This is a genomic window from Streptomyces sp. NPDC005485, from assembly GCF_040606085.1.
GTDB lineage: Bacteria > Actinomycetota > Actinomycetes > Streptomycetales > Streptomycetaceae > Streptomyces.
In genome coordinates this window covers 33756-48915 of record NZ_JBEXDZ010000033.1, presented here as the reverse complement: position 1 = coordinate 48915, position 15160 = coordinate 33756, and the positions used below count along the sequence as shown (strand labels likewise).

15 protein-coding genes and 1 pseudogene are annotated in these 15160 nt (G+C 72.8%); 3 read left to right on the top strand and 13 right to left on the bottom strand.

The genetic code is table 11. The annotated features are described in order from the left end of the window. Window positions 1-6: 6 nt before the first annotated feature. From ABZS97_RS14240 to ABZS97_RS14205, 8 genes and pseudogenes are all read right to left on the bottom strand, one after another. Complete coding sequence (locus tag ABZS97_RS14240; protein ID WP_356137307.1) at window positions 7-1647, bottom strand: alpha/beta hydrolase; 1641 nt, start codon at window positions 1645-1647, stop codon at window positions 7-9. A gap of 128 nt (window positions 1648-1775) precedes the next feature. Continuing rightward, entirely contained in the window at window positions 1776-2570 is a 795-nt protein-coding gene (locus tag ABZS97_RS14235) for a TIGR04222 domain-containing membrane protein (protein ID WP_356137305.1), read from the bottom strand. Window positions 2571-2683: 113 nt separating this feature from the next. Further along, complete coding sequence (locus ABZS97_RS14230) at window positions 2684-3463, bottom strand: DUF4142 domain-containing protein (RefSeq protein WP_356137303.1); 780 nt, start codon at window positions 3461-3463, stop codon at window positions 2684-2686. Window positions 3464-3740: 277 nt separating this feature from the next. Further along, on the bottom strand, window positions 3741-5108 hold the full coding sequence (locus ABZS97_RS14225) for a DUF692 domain-containing protein (protein ID WP_356137344.1): 1368 nt from the start codon (window positions 5106-5108) through the stop codon (window positions 3741-3743). A 152-nt stretch (window positions 5109-5260) separates the two neighbouring features. Beyond that, window positions 5261-5926, bottom strand: a complete 666-nt coding sequence (locus ABZS97_RS14220) for a TIGR03086 family metal-binding protein (protein WP_356137301.1) — start codon at window positions 5924-5926, stop codon at window positions 5261-5263. An 81-nt stretch (window positions 5927-6007) separates the two neighbouring features. Continuing rightward, window positions 6008-6652, bottom strand: coding sequence for a TetR/AcrR family transcriptional regulator (locus tag ABZS97_RS14215; protein ID WP_356137299.1), 645 nt, complete (start codon window positions 6650-6652; stop codon window positions 6008-6010). Window positions 6653-6823: 171 nt separating this feature from the next. Continuing rightward, window positions 6824-6942, bottom strand: a pseudogene (locus tag ABZS97_RS14210) (cupin); the annotation flags it as partial. A gap of 114 nt (window positions 6943-7056) precedes the next feature. Continuing rightward, window positions 7057-7794, bottom strand: a complete 738-nt coding sequence (locus tag ABZS97_RS14205) for a peptidyl-tRNA hydrolase (RefSeq protein WP_356137297.1) — start codon at window positions 7792-7794, stop codon at window positions 7057-7059. Between the two features lie 69 nt (window positions 7795-7863). Between ABZS97_RS14205 and ABZS97_RS14200 the strand changes: the two genes are divergently transcribed. Together ABZS97_RS14200 and ABZS97_RS14195 are read left to right on the top strand one after the other, a co-directional pair. Continuing rightward, on the top strand, window positions 7864-8778 hold the full coding sequence (locus ABZS97_RS14200; protein WP_356137295.1) for an ATP-binding cassette domain-containing protein: 915 nt from the start codon (window positions 7864-7866) through the stop codon (window positions 8776-8778). Further along, on the top strand, window positions 8775-9446 hold the full coding sequence (locus tag ABZS97_RS14195; RefSeq protein ID WP_356137293.1) for an ABC transporter: 672 nt from the start codon (window positions 8775-8777) through the stop codon (window positions 9444-9446). Before ABZS97_RS14200 ends, ABZS97_RS14195 begins: the two co-directional genes overlap by 4 nt. A gap of 11 nt (window positions 9447-9457) precedes the next feature. Here ABZS97_RS14195 and ABZS97_RS14190 read toward each other — a convergent pair whose 3' ends face one another. The 4 genes from ABZS97_RS14190 to thrS form a co-directional block, all read right to left on the bottom strand. Then, window positions 9458-9652: a hypothetical protein gene (locus ABZS97_RS14190; protein ID WP_356137291.1), complete on the bottom strand. Its 195-nt coding sequence runs from the start codon at window positions 9650-9652 to the stop codon at window positions 9458-9460. A 31-nt stretch (window positions 9653-9683) separates the two neighbouring features. Beyond that, the gene (locus ABZS97_RS14185) at window positions 9684-10568 is read right to left on the bottom strand and encodes a polysaccharide deacetylase family protein (protein WP_356137289.1); all 885 of its coding nucleotides are present in this window, start codon (window positions 10566-10568) and stop codon (window positions 9684-9686) included. Window positions 10569-10693: 125 nt separating this feature from the next. After that, window positions 10694-11581: a PPK2 family polyphosphate kinase gene (locus ABZS97_RS14180; protein WP_356137287.1), complete on the bottom strand. Its 888-nt coding sequence runs from the start codon at window positions 11579-11581 to the stop codon at window positions 10694-10696. A 135-nt stretch (window positions 11582-11716) separates the two neighbouring features. Then, window positions 11717-12994, bottom strand: a complete 1278-nt coding sequence (thrS, locus tag ABZS97_RS14175; RefSeq protein ID WP_356137285.1) for a threonine--tRNA ligase — start codon at window positions 12992-12994, stop codon at window positions 11717-11719. Between the two features lie 197 nt (window positions 12995-13191). Here thrS and ABZS97_RS14170 point away from each other — a divergent pair, with 197 nt between their 5' ends. Then, on the top strand, window positions 13192-13668 hold the full coding sequence (locus ABZS97_RS14170) for a spore germination protein GerW family protein (protein WP_356137283.1): 477 nt from the start codon (window positions 13192-13194) through the stop codon (window positions 13666-13668). 56 nt (window positions 13669-13724) lie between these two features. Here ABZS97_RS14170 and ABZS97_RS14165 read toward each other — a convergent pair whose 3' ends face one another. Continuing rightward, window positions 13725-15134, bottom strand: a complete 1410-nt coding sequence (locus tag ABZS97_RS14165; protein WP_356137281.1) for a PhoX family protein — start codon at window positions 15132-15134, stop codon at window positions 13725-13727. Between the last annotated feature and the right edge of the window lie 26 nt (window positions 15135-15160).

Here is a 15160-nt window from a genome sequence, read left to right as displayed (position 1 = left end):
GACTGATCAGCGGGTGGGCCGGGCGGCCTTGTCCGAGGCGCTGTCCGGCGCCGCGGACTTGGCTGCCGCCGGCTTCGGCTCCTCGTGCGGTGCGCAGTCGGCGCTCCGCACCGGGAGCCTGCCCTCCAGGACGTATGCGTCCAGGTAGCCGTTGACGCACCGGTTGGGCCCGCCGCCGATGCCGTGCGTGCCGGCGCCGTTCTCGGTGACCAGGACCGAGCCGGACAGCCGCCGCTGCAGCTCGACCGCGCCGTCGTAGGGCGTCGCCGCGTCCCGCTCGGCGGCCAGGATCAGGGTGGGCGGCAGGGCGCCAGGAAGCGTCCGTACGTCGAGCGGCTGCTGCCGGGGCACCGGCCAGTACGCGCACGGCAGGTTCATCCAGGCGTTGCCCCACGTCTCGAACGGCGCGCTGCGGGCGAGCCGCGTGTTGTCGCGGTCCCAGGTGCGCCAGTCGGTCGGCCAGGGCGCGTCGTTGCACTCGACGGCCGTGTAGACCGCGGTGCCGTTCTCCTGCTCGACGGCCGCCTCCGGGTGCGGCTCGGCCTGCTGGATCAGCGGCTTCGGGTCACCCTTCAGATACGCCGAGAGGGCCAGCGCGCGCTGCGGCCAGTAGTCGTCGTAGTACCCGGCCTGCAGGAACGCGCCCTGCAACTGCCCCGGGCCGACCTTGCCGCCCGCGGGCTCGGCGGCGAGCTGGGCCCGCGCCTTGTCGTAGCTGTGCAGGACCGCTTCGGGCGTGGTGCCGAGGCCGTACACCTTGTCGTGCCGGGCGATCCAGGTGCGGAAGTCCGCCCAGCGGGCCTCGAACGCGGCCGACTGGTCGAGGTTGTTCTGGTACCAGATCTGCTCGGGGTCCGGGTTCACCGCCGAGTCGAAGACCATGCGCCGTACGTGCGAAGGGAAGAGGGTGGCGTAGAGGGCACCGAAGTAGGTGCCGTAGGAAGCGCCCATGAAGGTCAGCCGCCGCTCGCCGAGCGCGGCGCGCAGCACGTCCAGGTCGCGGGCGTTGTTCAGCGACGAGTAGTACCGCACGGCGCGGCCCGAGCGCCGGACACAACCGCGCGCGTACGCCTTCGCCTCGGCGATCCGCTCCTTCTTGTACGACTCCGAGGGGAACGTCGGCGCCGGCGAGGGCCCCTTCACGAAGTGCTTCGGGTCCTGGCAGGAGAGGGGCGCCGAGCGGCCGACGCCGCGCGGGGCGTAGCCGACGAGGTCGTACGCCGCCGCGATGCGCTTCCACTCGGGAAGGAAGCCGATCAGCGGGAAGTACATGCCGGAGGCGCCGGGTCCGCCGGGGTTGTAGACGAAGGCGCCCTGCCGGGGCACCTTGCGCTTGGAGTTGTGGGGGTCGCGGCCGGTGGCCCGGACACGGCTGACGGTCAGTTTGATCTGCTTGCCGTCGGGGTGCGCGTAGTCGAGGGGCACGGTGACCGTGCCGCACTGGAGCTTGCCCGGCACGTCCTGCTTCTTGGCGCACGTTCCGAAGCGGATCCCGGTGGTCGCGGCGCGCGCGGCGGCCACGGCGGTGCCGAGCGTCTCGGGGGAGCCCGTGGAGTCCGGCCAGGCGGGCCGGCCGTCCGCGGGGGCGGCGACGAGGGCGGTCAGGAGCAGGGCTCCGGCGGTTCCATGGAGGACGGCAGCTCTCATCGCAGATCCCTTCGGCGCGCGGCAGCGACAAAAAGGATGTTTCGTTTGACGGTTGGCGAAGTAAAGCACCGGCCCCCGGTGTCGGGTCCAATGACCCCGATGCGCCCCCTCGCGCGCCGGTCAGCCGGTCAGCCGTGCCGCTCGCGGCCCTGCGGCCCGTACTGCCGGTCGCGGTGCGCGAAGGCCGCCCGCAGCTCCGGCTCGCCGATCGCGCGGACGCCGCGCACGGCCACCGAGGTGAGGTACGTACGGTCGTCGCCGCTGCCGTCGGGGCGCCGGGCGAGCGTGCCGAGCAGCTGCTGCCCGGCCGGTGAGGCCCAGCGCGTGTAGGGGTGCACCTCGATACGGGCGATGGCGAGACAGCTCAGCGTGAGGATCAGCGGGAGCGCGAACCAGAGCGCGACCGGCACCTCGTCGGCGGTGGTCTGCGACGGCAGCAGCAGCGCTACGGTGCCCAGCGCGAGGACGGCCGCCGAGGCCGCCTGGACCTGGCGGACGGCGCCCGCGACGGTGGTGCGCGCCCCGTCGGGCACGGCGAGGCCCGCGGCGACGAGACGGTCGGCGAGTGTACGTACGCAGTCGGCGGCCGCCGCGGTGGCCCGTACCGGCGCTATCCGCGACTGGCCCTCCGGGCCGATGGCCCCTATGACCGAACGCTCCATGTCGTCGCGCCCGCGCGGGTCCACCACGGTCGCCCAGCCGGTGTGCGCGAGCAGCAGCCGGCGTTGCCGGGCCATCGACACCAGGGTCAGCTCGGCGACCCGGGCCGGACCACCGGACAGGAACGCGGCCTCGTACAGCGTGAGATCGTGCCCGCGCACGCCGTCCGCATCGGCGGCGGCGCGTACGGCGGCCAGGCACAGCCGCGTGCACGAGACACCGGCTGCGGCCCAGGCCAGGAGCAGAAGAAGGACCCAGAACATGGCGTGTTTGTATGCGACCGAAACGGGGGAGCGCCATGCCTTGTTCACGATATGGACGGAGTGTTGTGAGTATGTGACGTTCCGGTTGGCCCTCGCGTCGCGGCCCAGGAGTCCTAGGAGGCCTCGCCCTGCCCGGGCGGTGGGCTGGACTCGGCCGGCGGCAGCGTGTAGCTCGGCTCCGGCGACGGGCTCACGGGGACGGGTGTCCGGGGTGAGGTCTGGGGGCCGGGCGGGGCGGGCGAGTTGGTGAGCGGCGGCGGGCTCGCGGTAGCCGCGTCCCGGGCGAGCGCGTCGAAGTCGACGTTCCCGGTGGCCTCCAGGACCTTGATGTGGTCGAGGACGGTGGTGTTCGCGTCGTCGGCGAGGTCGCGGACCAGCGAGTTGCGGGTGTTCGCGCGGACGAGGGCGACGACGGAGAAGACCTTGCCGTGTGCCTTGCGCAGGATGTTGGCGAACTGGACGTCGAAGTCCTGGCCGTGCGCCGCGCCGAGCGTCGCGAGCCACTGACGCTGCTGCGGGTTGGGCTGGTTGGGCAGGTCCAGGCCGAGCCGGGCCGCCACGTTGCGGACCCTGGCGTCCAGGAACATGTGCCCCTCGACGAGGTGCTGTCCGGCGGTCCGTACGGCCTGTGTGGTGCCGCGTTCCTCGGCCTCCTGCCCCGCGGGCAGCTCCCACAGCCCGGCCAGCCGGACCTTGGTGATGAACTCCCGGTCCAGCCCGGACAGCGGCCCGAACTTCGTCGACACGGTCTCCGCGTTCAGGGTGTCCAGGCCGGTGCCGGAGCGGTCCGCGTACGACCAGATCGGAAAGACCAGGGCGATGAGGGTCGCCGTGAGACCGGTGATGATGAGCCCGGTCCCGCTGATCAGTCCGGTTCGGTTGATGGATCGCATGGTGCCTCCTGTTGCGGCACCGCACGCTAGTGCGCTTCGGGTGCGGCTTGGCATATTACCGAGGGTCCTACGCCAACTGCCGTACGAGCTAGGAGGGTCGGGAGGGCGGTAACGGGCGCCCGGATGCGGTACCGGTGAGGAGGGATGAATCATCAGATACAGTCGCAAAGTGAATGCGGTCCGTGTGGAGACCGGGGCATCTTGTTAACCGCAGCACATCAGGGCGTTTAAGCCCGTCCGGCGTTTGAGGACGAGCGCGTCAGCGCGATTCAACCCCTCAGTGCCGCAGCAACACGCGCCGCGTGACCCGGGCCAGCCGCGCCGCGGGCCGCTGGGACCGCGGCGCCGGCCCCGACCGCTCCAGCCACCACTCCCGCAGCGCCCGCCGCGCATCCGCGTCCTGCGGCCGCCCCGCGAGCAGCAGATGCTCCGCGAAGTCCAGCGCGTCGCGCCGGTACCCCCCACCCATCGGATGCCCCTGGGCGTACGCGAGGAACGCGGGCCGGTAGTCCGACGCGAGGATCTCCGGCAGCTCCGGGGCCACCTTCGCCACGACGTCCGCGCGCTTGGCGGCAAGCGCCCGCGCCTGCACGCCGAGGCGTACCCGGTCGAACCCCTCCGGCAACGGCGTCCCGGCGACCAGCGCGGAGAGCAGCGCGGCCTGAGCGAGGGCGACCCGCTGCCGGGCGGGCACGGGGTCGGAGGCCGATGCGTCGCCGGCACTCCCGGATCCCCCGGTGTCCCCGGCGCCATCGGGAGAGGAGGAGGCGGCTTCCCGTCCCCCCGTCGCCCTCTCCAGCGTCTCCCGAATGGCGTCCACCTCGCGCTCCAGCTCCCCGGCCTCCGGGAAGTTGTCGTCCCGCTCCAGCAGAACGCCCGGCGGGGTCACCCGGGACGCGAGGTCCGCGAGGATGTCGAGGACCGGCCGGGGCACGGGGTGGGCGTGGCTGTCGTGCCAGACGCCGTCGCGCTCGAAACCGCCGGCCACGTGGACGTAGGCGATGGCCTCGACGGGCAGTTCGTCGAGGGCCTTGGCGGGGTTCTCGCCGCGGTTGACGTGGTTGGTGTGCAGGTTGGCGACATCGATCAGCAGCCGTACGCCGGTGCGGTCGACCAGGTCGTACAGGAACTGCCCCTCGGTCATCTCCTCGCCGGGCCAGGAGATCAGCGCGGCGATGTTCTCCACGGCGAGCGGCACCGGCAGCGCCGCCTGAGCGATGCGGACGTTCTCGCACAGGACGTCCAGGGCGTCCCGGGTGCGCGGCACGGGCAGCAGGTGTCCCGCCTCCAGCAACGGCGACGCGGTGAGAGGGCCACCGGCCCGCACGAACGCGATGTGCTCCGTGACGAGCGGCGAGCCGAGCGCCTCGGCCCGCTCGGCCAGCGCCGTGAGCCGTGCCTGGTCGGGGCGGTCGGCGCCGCCGAGGCCGAGCGAGACGCCGTGCGGGACGACCGTGACACCGCGCTCCCGCAGTCGCAGCAGCGACTCGGGGAGATGTCCGGGGCACAGGTTCTCCGCCACGGCCTCGACCCAGTCGATGCCGGGCATGCGCTCCACGGCGTCGGCGATCTCCGGCCGCCACCCGATCCCGGTCCCCAGTCGCCCCGCCCGCCCGAGTAGCCCGGTCCGCTCCAGCCGCGTCATGCTCGTCATGGCCCCTCCTCCGTCACCGCTGCCCTACCGACCCTGCGTGTCGTCTCCTCACGACGGACCTGTGTTCCGGCGTGACGGAGTCATGGCCCCGGCAGCCGGGGCCGAACCCAGGGGAGCGGACGTTCAGAGCAACATTTGAGGTTTCAGCCCAGGGGCCACTTGTCCGGATCGCGGCCCAGCAGTCGTAGCGACTCGTGCAGCGGGTCCGCGCCCGCCGGTACGTCCAGCACCGGCGCGAAGGCGAATCCCTCGCCGCGTCCCGCCGGGTCCGTGGGCACGAACCGGGCGACGGCGAGCGCCGCGCGAAGGACGTGGTCCGGCAGGTGGAGCCCTACGCCCAGACAGGCCGCGACGTCCCAGGAGTGCACCACGTAGTCGACGAAGTGAAAGCTGACGGCGAGCCGCCCGGGGAACCCGCCGCCGAGTTCCGGCAGCGCGAACTCCCGCTCCGTGACGCCCGGTTCGTCGAAGGCGGCGAGCACGGTCGTCGCCGCCGCCCGATACGTCGGCCCGGGCGCGGTCATGTCCGCCGGCTCCTGCCAGTACGCCATCCGGTGCCCTGCCCCGCGCGCGGCCGCCGCGAATCCGTGGTGCTGCGCGGCCATGTGCGCCACCAGTTCGCGCAGCGTCCACCCCGTGCAGGGGGTGTCCCGCTCCCAGTCCGCGTCCCGCGCCAGAGCGACGAGCCGTAACGACTCGTGCACGGCGATCCGGTCGAGGGTGACGAAGTCCCGTTCGGTGGCGCCCGCTTGGGCCGCTCCCGATGAGGTGATGTCCGATGGGGTGATGTCCGATGGGGTGATGTCCATGGGCCGAGCATAAAACTAAGCGAACGGTCGTGCTACTTGTTTGGGAGGGTCAATCGACGTCGAGGCCGACATCCGGACGCATCAGGGGACTTCGGGCACCCAGGAGGGATCCGTTGCCGCTGCCCGCAGCCGGGACGCGATCGCGACGCGGGCCCTGCGGTACGCGGTGGTCTCGTCGTGCAGGACGGAGACGGCGTTGGCGGTCTCCATCAACGCGATGAGTTCGAAGGCGAGTTGGGGTGCGTCCGTACCGGGCAGCAGGTCGCCGGCGGCACGGGCGTCCTCGACGGTGCGCTCCACATGGGCGGTCCAGTCCCGCTGGGCGCGGGCGACGGCGTCGTGCACGGGGCCGGAACGGGCGTCGAACTCGGCGATCACCTCGTAGAAGAAGCAGCCGCCCGGGAAGACGCGGCCCTCGGAGTACTCCAGCCACAGGTCGCACAGCCGCCACACCCGGGCGACCCCGGCCGGGGTCTGTGCCGTCGGCCGGACCACCCGCTCCAGGTAGATGCGGGACGCCTCCCGCACCGTCGCCAACTGCAGTTCCTGCTTGGAGCCGAAGAGGGCGAAGACGCCGCTCTTGCTGAGGTTCAGTTCGGTGGCCAGCCGCCCCACCGACAACGCCTCAAGTCCTTCGACCGAGGCGATGGCGACGGTACGGCCCAGGACCGACTGCCGCGTACGGTTGCCGCGTTCGACCCTGCCGTCCAGCCGGGTCCCGGCCATCGTGACCTCCACAGATCCACAGATCCACACTTCCGCGTGTCCGGACATCCGGTCCGGGAGCATCCGTCAAGCCTAGCCTTCGCGGCCCGCGTGGCCGGTGCCGCTCAGCGGCGGTTGCCCCAGGCCGCGCTCTGCTCGCAGTACGTGTCGTACCGCGAAGGCGTGTGACTGCCCGCCCGTCGCGCTGCTGTCGGCGAGCAGCCGAAGCGTGGTGGGGCGAGGCCGATCACCTCGGCCTCGGCGGAGCGGACGATCACGGACTCGTCGAAGTCCGGCACGATCAACGACATCTCATGCCTGCTGTGGTGAGGACGGCTGTCTGCCCTGTGGAGCGGCCTTCTCGCCCCGATGCGCGGCGGTCAGGAGGGCGTCTCGGTGCCGGCGCCGGCCGCGCGGTATGGACGTCAGTGGCGCAGTGCCGGGTGGTCCGCGACGACCGTGCAGGAACCCGGCGCGATCTCCGTGAAGCCCGCGTCGCGGACCAACGGCAGGCCGCCGGAGGTGAGTTCGGGCCAGCGGGCGGGGTCGGCGGTGCGCACGGCGAGGGGGAAGCCGGCCTCGCGCCAGGCCCTGCGCTCCTCGTCCGAGAGCTCCCACCAGGCCAGTTGGGCGCCGTGGCCCGTCTGGGCCATCGTCTTGCCCGCCGACATGTCGAGCTCGGGGTTCAGCCACAGCACCGGCGCCGTCGCGTCGGCAGCCACGGGCGGCTCGGGGTCCTCGAGGTCGGTGCCGGAGACCTGGAGCCGGGCCAGGTCCTTGGGCCAGCCGTCCAGCGGGACGGGTGGGAAGACCCGTACCTCCGCGGACTTGCCCGCGACCGTGATGCCGGGCAGCGCCTCGGCCCGCCGCCACTCGGCGCCGCGCGCCCGCCGGACGACCTTCCGGATCCGGGCGTCCTGCCAGTCCCGCATCGCCGGTGCCCATGCGCCGTCCCCGAGCGAGCGCTCGTCGCTCAGAATCGTGAGGACGGCGCGGGCAGCCGTCTCCAGCGCGTCGGTACGGGCCGGGGGAGCATCCCGCTCGATGCGCACGACCAGAGGCAGTACGAACTGGGGTGCCTCGTCGCGCGCCGTGCGCTCGGAGCGGAAGGGGCTGTCGGAGTTGTCGGAGCCCTCGGTGGGAACGGCCGCATCGCTGATCACGTCCTCCAGTCTGCCAGGGGGAGGATTCGTTCTTCCGCGCACGGTCGTAGGGACGAGAGGATGCGGTGCATGCGAGGGGATCTGCGGCTGGAGGGCGTCGGCCGCCGCTACGGGCTACGCGGCCCCTGGGTGCTGCGCGGAGTCGACCTCACGCTCACCCCCGGCACGCTGACCCGCATCGAGGGCGCCAACGGCACGGGAAAATCAACCCTGTTGCGGCTTCTGGCCGGGATCGACGCGCCCACCGAAGGCCGGATCGGCGGGCGCCCGCGCACGGCGTACGTCCCGGAGCGGTTCCCGGCGGCGCTCCCCTTCACCGCCTCCGGCTACCTCACCCACCTCGGTGCCGTCCAGGGGCTCTCCCGTCCGGCCGCCGCCCGTGCGGCCGACGAGTGGCTGGAGCGCTTCGGCGCCGCCGCCTACGCCCGTACCCCCCTGTCCGAGCTCTCCAAGGGCAGCAGCCAGAAGGTCGCCGTCGCTCAGGCCCTGCTCGCGCAGCCGGAACTCCTCGTCCTCGACGAGGCCTGGACCGGCCTCGACACCGCCGCCCGCGCGGAACTCGAACGCGTCGTCGCGGAGCGCACGGCCGCCGGTGCCGCCGTCGTCTTCGTCGACCATGACCCGCGCCGCCTGGCGGGGGCACCCGACGCGACGTACGCCGTCGTCGAGGGCGCGCTCCGACTCCGTACGACGCCCGAGGCCGGACCGGTCGTCGCGCCGGACGCGCCGCACGTCGTCGTCGAGGTCGAGGGCCCGCCGGGGAGCGAACCGCCCGCCGACGCGGGGAAGTTCGCCACGGCCGTCGACGAGTCCGCGCCGGGCACCTACCGGCTGACCGTCCCGGGGACCCACTCGGACGTCGTGCTCCGCGCGCTGCTGGGCGCGCACCCGCCATGGCACGTGGTGAGCGTGCGCCAGGTCCCCGCGGACACCATCGCCGCCGCGGACGACGTAAAGCCCCTCGAAGCCGAAAGCCGCCGATGACCGCCCTCTTCCGCTATCAGGCCGACCTCCTCCTGCGCTCCCAGCGCTGGCTGCCTCCCTTCATCCTGTACGCCGCGTTCCTCGCCATCGGTGTGCAGGGCGGCCAGCCGGTGCTCGACTCGCTCGGCTACGCTGCCGCCGCCGTGCTCCCCGTGGCCGCCTGGCTCGTCCGTATCTGCGCCACCAACGAGCCGCCCGCTGCCCGGAGTTGCGTAGGGGCGGCGGCCGGTCCCGGACGGGCGCACCTGGCCTGTCTGCTCGTCGCGCTGTCGGCGTCCGCACTCATCGGCACGGCGTCGACCCTGGTCGTCACGGTGATCAGCGACCCGAGGAGCACCGACCACCAGACGCGGCTGCCCGTGTTCGAGGCGGGCGCCGCCGGACTTCTGGCCGTGCTCGCGTGCGCCCTGCTCGGCACGGCGGTCGGCGCCCTCACGACCTGGCCGCTGCTGAACTCGCCCGGCCGCGCGATCCCCGCCATGCTGCTCGCCGTACTGCTGGGCCTGGTGGTGACGGGCTCGCCCGCCCAGGCGGCGATCACCGGCCTGATCACCGGCTCGCAGGAGGGCAGGGTGCCCGTGCCGCTTCTGCCCCTGGCCGCGGCCGCACTCCTGGCGGCCGCCGCGACCGCCGCGGCCTGCGCACTCACCACCCGCAGATCGCCCTGACCGGCCGCTGCTCAGCCCGAGCAGGCCGTGCGCTGCGCCTCCTGCCACTCACAGACGGGGCACAACGTGACGCCCTTGTGGGACTCCGGGTACTCGGTCGGCTTCCGGCACAGCACGCACTCGGCGAACGGCGGCCCGTCCGCCGCGGGGCCCGGGGCCGCCGCGGGCTGCGGGGCCGCCGTCTCCGTACCGCAGTAATCGCTCATGCTCCCCAGGGTAGGGCGAGCCCCGCAGGAGTCAGCGGTGGCTGCCCGCCGCCCCGATCAGCTCGGACACCTTCACCAACCGGTAGCCCTTTCTGCGCAGCTCGGGAACGATCGTGCGCACCGCACGCTCGGTCGCGGGAGCCGCGCTCCGCGTGCAGTGCATGACGACGACGGACCCCGGCCGCACCCCGTCGAGAACCTGCTGGGCCACCGCATCCGCATCCGTCGCGAACGCGTCCCCGCTCACCACGTCCCACTGCACGGCGGTGACCCCGACCGCGCTCAGTGCGCGCAGCGCCCGCTGGTCGTAGCACCCGCCGGGGAAGCGGAAGTACGGCATCGCATCGGGCACTCCCGCCTTCTTGAAGGCGGCGTACGCCCGCTCCACGTCGGTCCGCATCCGGCCCGCGGGGACGGTCGGCAGGCCGTAGCAGTCCTTGGTGAAGGCGTAGTGGCTGTAGGAGTGGTTGGCGACCTCGAAGAGCGGGTCCCGCCCGATGGCCCTGGCCTCCTGCGGATACTCGTCGGCCCACCGCCCCGTCATGAACACCGTGGCCGGCACCTTCAGCCCGCGCAGGGTCGCGATGAGCCGCGGATTGTCGAAGTGTTCCCCGGCCGCGGCCCGCGGCCCCTGGTCCGCGGTCATGTCCGCGTCGAAGGTCAGCGCGACGGCCTTGCCCGCCGCGCGCGAGCCGTTCGTCCGGGGGCTGCTCGTGCGCGGGCCGTTCTTGAAGACCGGAGTCAGGCCGGCGGGACCGGGGGCGAGGGTCGGGGGCGCGGGGGATTTCGAGGGGGCCGCGGCAGTGGGCGCCGGGCGGGTGGGGTGCTGGGCGGCCGGGGCGCCGCAGGCGGCGAGCGCGGTCCCGAGGGCCCCCAGGGCGCAGGCGGCGACGACACGGCGTACAAGAATGATCACCGGATGAAGGTATCCAGACAAATGTGACTAATCGCCCGTCGTGGGTGTGCGTCGGGTGAATCCAGGGCCGAAGTCACCCGCCCAGCGTCCCGGCGCCGCCCGGTACCTCTCGGCGAGGTCGCCCCTCAGGCGTTCCGCAGCATCCGCCGGCTCTCCTCGACGTCGAAGTCCGCCTTCGGGTACTGCGGGTCCAGCGCCTCCAGGTGCTCCAGGAGGAGCGTGCTGATCGCCCAGTTGCGGTACCACTTGCGGTCGGCGGGGACCAGGTACCAGGGGGCTTGTGGGGTGGAGCAGCGGGCGAGCGCGATCTCGTACGCCTCCTGGTAGGCGGGCCACAGGGCGCGGTCCTCGATGTCCCCGGTGTTGAACTTCCAGTGCTTGGCGGGGTTGTCGAGCCGTTTGAGCAGGCGGCGCCGCTGCTGTTCGTAGGAGATGTGGAGGAAGCACTTGACCACGGTGAAGCCGTCGTCGGTGAGGGACTTCTCGAAGCGGTTGATCCGGCCGTAGCGGTTGCCGAGGTCCTTGTGCGGGACGAGTGCGCGGACGCGGGCGATCAGGACGTCCTCGTAGTGCGAACGGTCGAAGATGCCGATCTCGCCGGGCAGCGGCAGCGCCTTCTTGATGCGCCAGAGGAAGTCGTGCCGCAGTTCCTCGGGGGTCGGGGCCTTGAACGCCCGGATCCGGCAGCCGGAGGGGTTGAACAGGCCGATGACGTGTCTGACCGTGCCGCCCTTGCCGCTGGTGTCCATGCCCTGCAGGATCAGCAGGATCCGGCGCTGGTCACCCGCCGTGCTGGCGGCCCACAGGCGCTCCTGGAGGTCGCCGAGGCGCTCGCTCGTGCGGGCGATGGCCTCCAGCCCGGCGACCTTGTCCCGGGGGCCGCCGGGGGTGGCGTCCGTGGGGTACGAGGAGAGGTCGACCGGCTTGCCGTCGGACGGCAGGCGAAGCAGGTCGCCGAGCGCGGCGTGCGGCTCGCTCCTCCGGCCCCTCGTGTTCTTCTCGGCCTTGGCCACCGCGTACCCCTTCCGGCTCCCCGGGTGTGTCCCTCGATCCTGCGCCGGGAGCCGGGCGGCCGCTACCCGCCCGGGCGGACCGCACGCAAGCGTGCCCGCGGTGATGTCCGGGTCGTCCCTCCCGCGCGCCCGCCCTTACCCGTGTGCCACCACCGGATCGGATTCCCACAGCGCGGTGCCCTGTCCGGCGACCACCGCGCCGATGCGGGCCAGTACCTCCGCCACCGGCCGTGCGTCCAGACGGCGGCCGTCGCGCAGCCGCAGGGCGACCTCACCTGCCGAGGACTCCCGGGCGCCGATCACCGCCTGGTAGGGCACGAGCCGAGCGGCCCGGACGCGGGCGCCGAGGGTGCCCTGATCCGCGGCGGCGAGCTCGGCGCGCAGCCCCTGGTCGCGGCAGCGTCGCAGCAGCCGCAGGGCGTCGTCGCTCTCCGCGTCGGAGACCGGCAGGACCACCACCTGGGTGGGGGCGAGCCAGGCCGGGAAGGCACCGCCGTGCGCCTCGATGAGATGGGCGACGGCCCGCTCCAGGCTGCCGATCACGCTGCGGTGGACCATGACCGGGCGGTGCCGGGCGCCGTCGGCACCGATGTAGTGCAGATCGAACCGCTCGGGCTGGTGGAAGTCGACCTGCACGGTGGAGAGGGTCGACTCACGTCCTGCCGGGTCGGCGATCTGCACGTCGATCTTGGGGCCGTAGAACGCCGCCTCGCCCTCGACGGCCTCGTACGCCACCCCGGAGCGGTCGAGGACGTCCCGCAGCAGCGCGGCGGACCGGCGCCACAGCTCGGGACCGGGGACGTACTTCCCGCCGGGGCCGGGCAGCGAGAGGCGGTAGCGGGCGGGTTCGATGCCGAGTGCGCCATAGGCGCGGCGGATCAACTCCAGTGCGTCGTACGCCTCTTCGGCGACCTGGTCCAGGGTGCAGAAGATGTGCGCGTCGTTGAGCTGGATCGCGCGCACCCGGGTCAGACCGCCGAGGACGCCCGACATCTCGGAGCGGTACATGCCGCCCAACTCGGCCATGCGAAGCGGCAGTTCGCGGTAACTGTGGGAGCGGGCGCGGTAGATGAGCGCGTGGTGGGGACAGAGGCTGGGGCGCAGGACGACCTGCTCGCCGCCGAGATCCATGGGCGGGAACATGTCCTCGCTGTAGTGCGACCAGTGGCCGGAGATCTCGTACAGCTCGCGCTTGCCCAACACCGGTGAGTACACGTGCCGGTAGCCCGCCCGGCGCTCGGCGTCGCGCACGTACTCCTCCAGCGCGTGCCGTACGGCCGCGCCGTCCGGCAGCCAGTACGGCAGGCCCGCGCCCATCAGCGGGTCGGTGTCGAACAGGTCCAGCTCGCGGCCGAGTCGGCGGTGGTCGTGCATGGCGGTCTCCTCGTTCGGGGGAGGGACGAGTGACCACACACGGCGAAGCCCCGGGGCACTCGCCCCGGGGCTTCGGACTCAAGACAACAGTCAGCGCGCCGGGACACTCTCCGGCGTCGTCGTGTTCACGGCGGCACGCTTCATGGCCGTGACGGTAGCAGGGGGTCTCACGGCAGGCACCGGAATTAATCTGCGCCTACCGGTACGCGCCGCACCCCGTCCAAGGAGGCACCGCCATGACAGCACCGCAGGACACCTCGCCCTCGTCCGCCGATCCCACGGACCCGGCCGTCGGCACCCCGGCCCTCGACGCCGCCGTCGCGGCCACGGCCGCCACGGACGGGATCGCCGCCCGTCTGCTGGAGGGGCTCGCCGAGCGGTTCGGCGGGCGGGCCTCCGTCGCTGCCGTGTTCGGTGAGCCGGTCACCCGCGAGGGGGTCACCGTGATCCCCGTCGCCAGGGCGGCCTTCGGCTTCGGCGGCGGCACCGCGCGCGGGGTGCGCCGGTTTGCGAGCGGCGAGGGCGGCGGGGGAGGGGGCGGCTGTGAGACCCGGCCGCTCGGTTTCATCGAACTCCGCGACGGCAGCGCCACCTACCACCGCATCCGCGACCCGTGGACCGACGTCGTCGCCCCCTTGGCGACGCTGCTTCTGGGCACCACCGCCCCCTTGCTGGCCCGCGCCCTCACCGCGCGGCGCGGGCGGAGCCACTGAGGACCCGCCGGGCGCGGGCGGATCCTCCGGCGACCCGCCCGGCGCCGCTGGAACGGCTAACGGCGCCAGGGCCCCGTCACCGCGAACGTGGTCCCCGGCGTATAGCAGTTCACGTACATCGTCCTGCCGTCCGGCGAGAACGTGACGCCCGCGAACTCGCCCCACTCCGGGGCCTGCTGGGTGCCGATGTTCTGGGCGCCGCGCGCCATCGCGTACACCTCGCCGCGGCGCGTCACGCCGAAGACGTGCTGGGCGCCGTTGCCGTCCTCGCAGACCATGAGGCCGCCGCTGGGGGCGAGGCAGATGTTGTCCGGGGACTCGCCCGGGAGTTGTACGTCGGTGTCCGGACCGAAGACGATCACGAGGGTGAGACGGCGCGCCGACGGGTCGTAGCGCCAGACCTGGCCGTAGTGGTCGGCGGCCGAGCCATCGGCGCTGTGGGCGAAGGAGGAGACGAAGTACACGCACGAGCCGCCCCAGTAGCAGCCCTCCAGTTTCTGGGCGTGCGTGATGCCCTTCGGGCCGAAGTCCTGGAGCCGGACGGGTGTCTGGGCCGCGAGCGGGTCCGGTACGTTCACCCACTCGATGCCGTCGAAGGTCGCACCGGTCTCCTGGATCGAGGAGAGGTCCGGCACGCCGGGCACCCGCATCGCCTGGAGTCTGCCTCCCGCGCGCAGTGAACCCACCCCGCCCTCGGGCCTGTTGGGCAGGAAGCGGTAGAAGAGGCCGAACGGCTTGAGGAACGCGTCCTCGGTCTCGTAGACGATGCCCCGCTTCGGATCGACGGCGATCGCCTCGTGCTGGAAGCGGCCCATCGCGGTCAGGGGGACCGCTCCGGTGCGGTGCGGGTCGACCGGGTCCACCTCGAAGATGAAGCCGTGGTCCTTGGTGTAGCCGTTGGTGCCCGCCCTGTCCTCGGTCTCCTCGCAGGTCAGCCAGGTGCCCCAAGGGGTGGGCCCGCCCGCGCAGTTGACCGCGGTACCGGCGATCGCGACCCGCTCCGACAGGACGTCGCCGTCGTGGTCGAGCGTGAACGCCGTACAGCCGCCCTTGCCCATCGGGTCGTAGGTGAGGCCGTCGACGGTCGGAACGGCGAACTTCGCGGTCACACGGTTCTCGTGGTTGCGCACGAGGTGCACCCGGCCGTGCCGGCCGGCGAAGGCGGACATGCCGTCGTGGTTGCTCGGGACGGGGCCTTCGCCGGAGCGCAACGGGTCGCCCTCGCGGGAGAGGACCCGGTAGCGGAAACCTTCCGGCAGGTCGAGGAGTCCGTTCGGGTCGGGGACCAGCGGGCCGTACCCGTGGTGCCCCAGGTCCTGCGCGGCGGCGGTGCCCGCGAAGAGATCGGTGAGGGATCCGGCGAAGGCGATCGAGACGCCCAGCGCCCCGGTGCGGGCGAGCAACTGACGGCGTGTCGCGGAGCTGCTGTTCTCTGGCACGGCGGGCGTGGCAGGCGTGAGGGACATGGGAGACCTTCCTGTTGGCGGACAGG

Excerpts from the sequence above, each read along its gene's own strand:
- ABZS97_RS14240 (WP_356137307.1), bottom strand. The coding sequence starts at position 1,647 with ATGAGAGCTGCCGTCCTCCATGGAACCGCCGGAGCCCTGCTCCTGACC.
- ABZS97_RS14235 (WP_356137305.1), bottom strand. The coding sequence starts at position 2,570 with ATGTTCTGGGTCCTTCTTCTGCTCCTGGCCTGGGCCGCAGCCGGTGTC.
- ABZS97_RS14230 (WP_356137303.1), bottom strand. The coding sequence starts at position 3,463 with ATGCGATCCATCAACCGAACCGGACTGATCAGCGGGACCGGGCTCATC.
- ABZS97_RS14225 (WP_356137344.1), bottom strand. The coding sequence starts at position 5,108 with ATGACGCGGCTGGAGCGGACCGGGCTACTCGGGCGGGCGGGGCGACTG.
- ABZS97_RS14220 (WP_356137301.1), bottom strand. The coding sequence starts at position 5,926 with ATGGACATCACCCCATCGGACATCACCCCATCGGACATCACCTCATCG.
- ABZS97_RS14215 (WP_356137299.1), bottom strand. The coding sequence starts at position 6,652 with ATGGCCGGGACCCGGCTGGACGGCAGGGTCGAACGCGGCAACCGTACG.
- ABZS97_RS14200 (WP_356137295.1), top strand. The coding sequence starts at position 7,864 with ATGCGAGGGGATCTGCGGCTGGAGGGCGTCGGCCGCCGCTACGGGCTA.
- ABZS97_RS14195 (WP_356137293.1), top strand. The coding sequence starts at position 8,775 with ATGACCGCCCTCTTCCGCTATCAGGCCGACCTCCTCCTGCGCTCCCAG.
- ABZS97_RS14190 (WP_356137291.1), bottom strand. The coding sequence starts at position 9,652 with ATGAGCGATTACTGCGGTACGGAGACGGCGGCCCCGCAGCCCGCGGCG.
- ABZS97_RS14170 (WP_356137283.1), top strand. The coding sequence starts at position 13,192 with ATGACAGCACCGCAGGACACCTCGCCCTCGTCCGCCGATCCCACGGAC.
- ABZS97_RS14165 (WP_356137281.1), bottom strand. The coding sequence starts at position 15,134 with ATGTCCCTCACGCCTGCCACGCCCGCCGTGCCAGAGAACAGCAGCTCC.